Source organism: Streptomyces sp. 13-12-16, assembly GCF_002114215.1.
GTDB lineage: Bacteria > Actinomycetota > Actinomycetes > Streptomycetales > Streptomycetaceae > Streptomyces.
The window spans coordinates 1-4,482 of the sequence record NZ_NCTE01000721.1; the positions used below are offsets into that span (position 1 = coordinate 1).

General features: G+C 71.3%; 5 protein-coding genes. 4 read left to right on the plus strand and 1 reads right to left on the minus strand.

Going from position 1 to position 4,482, the window contains the following annotated elements; translation table 11 throughout:
- Window positions 1–831, minus strand: an 831-nt coding sequence (locus B7767_RS27065; RefSeq protein WP_085574467.1) for an alanine--glyoxylate aminotransferase family protein, incomplete at its 3' end; no start/stop codon positions are given.
- 186 nt (window positions 832–1,017) lie between these two features.
- Between B7767_RS27065 and B7767_RS27070 the strand changes: the two genes are divergently transcribed.
- The 4 genes from B7767_RS27070 to B7767_RS27085 all read left to right on the plus strand — a co-directional run.
- A complete protein-coding gene (locus tag B7767_RS27070; RefSeq protein WP_085574468.1) occupies window positions 1,018–1,866 on the plus strand; it encodes a transporter substrate-binding domain-containing protein in 849 nt (282 codons plus the stop codon).
- Between the two features lie 4 nt (window positions 1,867–1,870).
- Window positions 1,871–2,707 (plus strand): amino acid ABC transporter permease, encoded by an 837-nt coding sequence (locus B7767_RS27075; RefSeq protein ID WP_085574469.1) that lies wholly within the window; start codon window positions 1,871–1,873, stop codon window positions 2,705–2,707.
- Window positions 2,704–3,501 carry an amino acid ABC transporter ATP-binding protein gene (locus B7767_RS27080; protein WP_085574470.1) on the plus strand — a complete coding sequence of 266 codons (798 nt, stop codon included), beginning with the start codon at window positions 2,704–2,706 and terminating at the stop codon, window positions 3,499–3,501. Before B7767_RS27075 ends, B7767_RS27080 begins: the two co-directional genes overlap by 4 nt.
- A gap of 21 nt (window positions 3,502–3,522) precedes the next feature.
- Window positions 3,523–4,482: amidohydrolase family protein (locus B7767_RS27085; RefSeq protein ID WP_085574471.1), on the plus strand; the 960-nt coding region annotated here is incomplete at its 3' end.

Here is a 4,482-nt window from a genome sequence, read left to right on the forward strand (position 1 = left end):
CGCGTCCGCCGCGTCACGCACGTACGGCTCAAGACCCCCGCCCAGCGCGACCGCCCCCGCCCGCGTCGCCGCCGCGGCCGACGCGTGCCGCGCCATCACCGCGTCCAGCCCCGCCGCCTCGATCCGTTCCACGCACGCTTCCAGCGCCAGCATCTCCAGCTGCGCCGGAGCGTGCAGCAGCGCCTTGCGCCCGCCGTCGATCCAGCGCTCCTTCCAGTCCAGCAGCGACAGGTACGACCGGCGCGGCGCCCGGGGGTTCGCCGCCATCCGCGCCCACGCCCGCTCGCTCACCGACACCGCCGACACCCCGGCCGGGCCGCCCATCGCCTTCTGCGCCCCGATCACGCACAGGTCCACGCCCCACGCGTCCGGCAGCACCGGCTCCGCCCCGATCGACGCCACCGCGTCCAGGTAGAACAGCGCCCCGTGCGCCCGTACCACCTCGCCGATCTCCGCGACCGGGTTGGTGTTCCCGGTCGCCGCCTCCGCGTGCACCAGGGACACGAAGTCGATCTCCGGGTGCTCGGCGAACGCGGCCCGGACCTGCCCGGCCGTCACCGCCGTGTGGAACGGCACCGGCAGGTCGATCACGGTGGCGCCGCAGTCCCGCAGCCAGTCGCCGAAGGTCTGCCCGTAGGGGCCGGTGATGACGTTCAGCGCGGTCGTGCCGGGACCGGCGGTCGCGCGGATCGCGCCCTCCAGCGGCAGCAGCGCCTCACCCTGCATGATCACGACGTCCTGCCCGGTGCTCAGCAGCCGTGCCACCCGGTCCTCGACCGACGCGAAGTGCGCGGCGCTCAGCGGGGGCAGATCGAGGAGAAGGTGGGTCACGGCGGTGCTCTCTTTGCTCGGCGGCTGCGTGGGTACGTACGACGAGGTCGAGGGTAGACCTTCGCCCGGAGGGGAGCCCGACCGCACGGTTCGCAGGCCGGACGCCCTCGCGGCCATCGGTTTGGTTTGAGGCCCTCAAACCCGTCCTTATAATCGGAACTCACAGTTCCCTGACAGGAGGCTCCCGTGAAGACGCTCCCCGGCCGCCGGACCCGTGTGCCGGCCGCCCTCATCGCGACGGCCGGACTGGTCCTCCTGACCGCCTGCACCTCCAGCGACGACGGAGGCGGCTCCAAGACCGCCGCCGGCGGTGTCGAGGTCGTCAAGGCGGGGCAGCTCACCACCTGCACCCACCTCCCGTACCCGCCCTTCCAGTCGGAGATCGACGGCAAGGTGCAGGGCTTCGACGTCGCGCTGATCGACCTGGTCGCCGACGACCTCGGGGTGAAGCAGCAGATCCTCGACACGCCCTTCGAGAACTTCAAGACCGGCGCCTTCCTCAACTCCGGCGAGTGCGACCTGGCCGCGGCCGGCATGACCATCACCGAGGAGCGGAAGAAGAACGTCGACTTCTCCGACCCGTACTTCAACGCCACCCAGGCCGTCCTCGTCGACAAGGACAGCGGGGTCACCTCCCTCGCCGACGTGAAGTCGAAGAACGTCAAGCTGGGCGCGCAGGCGCAGACCACCGGCGAGGACCACGTCAAGGGCGAGGGCTTCGACCCGGTCTCCTTCGAGTCCTCCGACGCCGTCCTCAACGGCCTGCGCACCGGCCAGGTCAAGGCCGTCGTCATCGACTACCCCGTCGTCCAGGGCTGGCTGAAGGACAAGGCCAACGCCGACGCCTTCACGGTCGCCGAGCAGATCGACACCGGCGAGGAGTACGGCTTCACGGTGAAGAAGGGCAACACGGCCCTGCGCGAGGCCGTGAACAAGGCGCTCGCGGACGCCAAGGCCGACGGCACGTACAAGAAGCTGTACGAGCAGTGGATCGGCCCGTACGACGAGTCCGCCGCCTCGCCGGCCGCGTCCTGATCCCATGGCCGACACGGAGGAGCTGCCGCTCCAGCCGAAGAAGAAGGGCCTGACCAGGCGCCAGAAGCGCAGCCTGTCGCGCGGCATCCAGTACACCGTGTTCGTCGCGGCCGTGATCGCCTTCGCGGTCACGGCCGACTGGGGACGGCTGCAGAACCAGTTCGCGCAGGCCGACATCGCCGAGCGGATGTTCCCCGAGGTCATCACGCTGGCGCTGAAGAACACCGTGCTCTACACGGTCACCGGCTTCGCCGTCGGGCTCGCCCTCGGCATGGTGATCGCGCTGATGCGGCTGTCGTCCGTCGGCCCGTACCGCTGGCTGGCCGGCGTCTACATCGAGATCTTCCGGGGCCTGCCCGCCCTGCTGATCTTCATCTTCATCGGCGTCGCCGTGCCGCTCGCCTTCCCCGGTACGGAGATCGTCGGCGGTACCTACGGCAAGGTCGCCCTCGCGCTCGGCCTGGTGGCCGCCGCGTACATGGCGGAGACGATCCGGGCCGGCATCCAGGCGGTGCCCAAGGGGCAGATGGAGGCGGCCCGTTCGCTGGGCTTCTCGCCCGCCCGCGCCATGGTCTCCATCATCGTCCCGCAGGCCTTCCGCATCATCCTGCCGCCGCTCACCAACGAACTCGTCCTGCTCTTCAAGGACTCCTCGCTGGTGCTGTTCCTCGGCGTCACCCTGGAGGAGCGCGAACTGTCCAAGTACGGCCGCGACCTGGCCAGCCAGACCGCCAACTCCACCCCCATCCTGGTGGCCGGCCTGTGCTACCTGCTGATCACCGTCCCGCTCGGCTTCGTCGTGCGCCGTATGGAGGCCAAGGCCCAGGAGGCCGTGAAATGACCCCGAGCCGACCGGAGATCCGCGTCAGCGGTCTGCACAAGTCCTTCGGCGACAACCAGGTGCTGCGCGGCATCGACCTGGAGATCGGCCAGGGCGAGGTCGTCTGCGTCATCGGCCCGTCCGGGTCGGGCAAGTCGACCCTGCTGCGGTGCGTGAACCTCCTGGAGGAGCCCAGCAAGGGCCAGGTCTTCGTCGGCGGTACGGAACTCACCGACCCGGACGTCGACATCGATGCCGTACGCCGCCGCATCGGCATGGTCTTCCAGCAGTTCAACCTCTTCCCGCACCTCACGGTGGTCGAGAACCTCACGCTGCCGCAGCGCAGGGTGCTGCGCAGGGGCAAGGCGGAGGCCGCGAAGGTCGCCGCGGAGAACCTGGGGCGCGTGGGCCTCGCCGAGAAGGCGGACGCCTACCCCTCCTCCCTCTCCGGCGGCCAGCAGCAGCGCGTGGCCATCGCCCGCGCGCTGGCCATGGGCCCCGAGGTCATGCTGTTCGACGAACCGACCTCGGCGCTCGACCCCGAACTGGTCGGCGACGTCCTGGCCGTCATGCGGATGCTCGCGAACGAGGGCATGACGATGATGGTCGTCACCCACGAGATGACCTTCGCCCGCGAGGTCGCCGACCGGGTCGTCTTCATGGACGGCGGAGTGATCGTCGAGGACGGCACCCCCGAGCAGGTCATCGGTCACCCCCGCCACGAACGCACCCGCCACTTCCTCTCCCGCCTCCTCGACCCCGCCATGGCGGACGTGGAGGAGGAGACCTCGGACCAGGTGGGCAAGTCCGGGTAGCGGCTGACTAGGGTGCCGGGTATGAGCGAACGCGCGGTGCTGCACGTGAAGGGGCGGATCCTCGTCGGCCCGGACGAGGTCCGCGACGAGCTGTGGGTCGTCGGCGGGCGGATCTCCTACGACCGTCCCGCCGGCGCCCGCGACGTCCGCACCGTCGACGGCTGGGCGCTGCCCGGCCTCGTCGACGCCCACTGCCACGTGGGCCTCGACCGGCACGGCGCGGTCCCCGAGGACGTCGCCGAGAAGCAGGCGCTCACCGACCGCGACGCCGGCGCCCTGCTGCTGCGCGACGCGGGCTCGCCCTCCGACACCCGGTGGACCGACGACCGCGACGACCTCCCGAAGATCATCCGGGCCGGCCGGCACATCGCTCGCACCCGCCGCTACATCCGGAACTACGCCTGGGAGGTCGAGCCCGACGACCTCGTCGCGTACGTCGCGCGGGAGGCCCGGCGCGGCGACGGCTGGGTGAAGCTGGTGGGCGACTGGATCGACCGCGACCTGGGCGATCTGTCGGCCTGCTGGCCGCGCGGCGCCGTCGAGGCGGCGATCGCCGAGGCGCACCGGCTGGGCGCCCGCGTCACCGCGCACTGTTTCGCCGAGGACCCCCTGCGGGACCTGGTCGAGGCCGGCATCGACTGCGTCGAGCACGCGACGGGCCTGACCGACGACACCATCCCGCTCTTCGCCGAACGGGGCGTCGCGATCGTCCCGACCCTCGTCAACATCGCCACCTTCCCCGCGCTCGCCGACGGCGGCGAGTCCAAGTTCCCCCGCTGGTCGGCCCATATGCGCCGGCTCCACGAACGCCGCTACGACACCGTGCGCTCCGCGTACGACGCCGGCGTCCCCGTGTTCGTCGGTACGGACGCCGGCGGCACCCTCCCGCACGGCCTGGCGGCCGACGAGGTCGCGGAACTGGCCAAGGCCGGCCTCCCGCCGGTCGAGGCGCTCGCGGCCGGGACCTGGGCGGCCAGGAAG

Bases quoted from the DNA above. Each gene is read 5' to 3' on its own strand.
- B7767_RS27080 (WP_085574470.1), top strand. From the start codon at position 2,704: ATGACCCCGAGCCGACCGGAGATCCGCGTCAGCGGTCTGCACAAGTCC.
- B7767_RS27075 (WP_085574469.1), top strand. From the start codon at position 1,871: ATGGCCGACACGGAGGAGCTGCCGCTCCAGCCGAAGAAGAAGGGCCTG.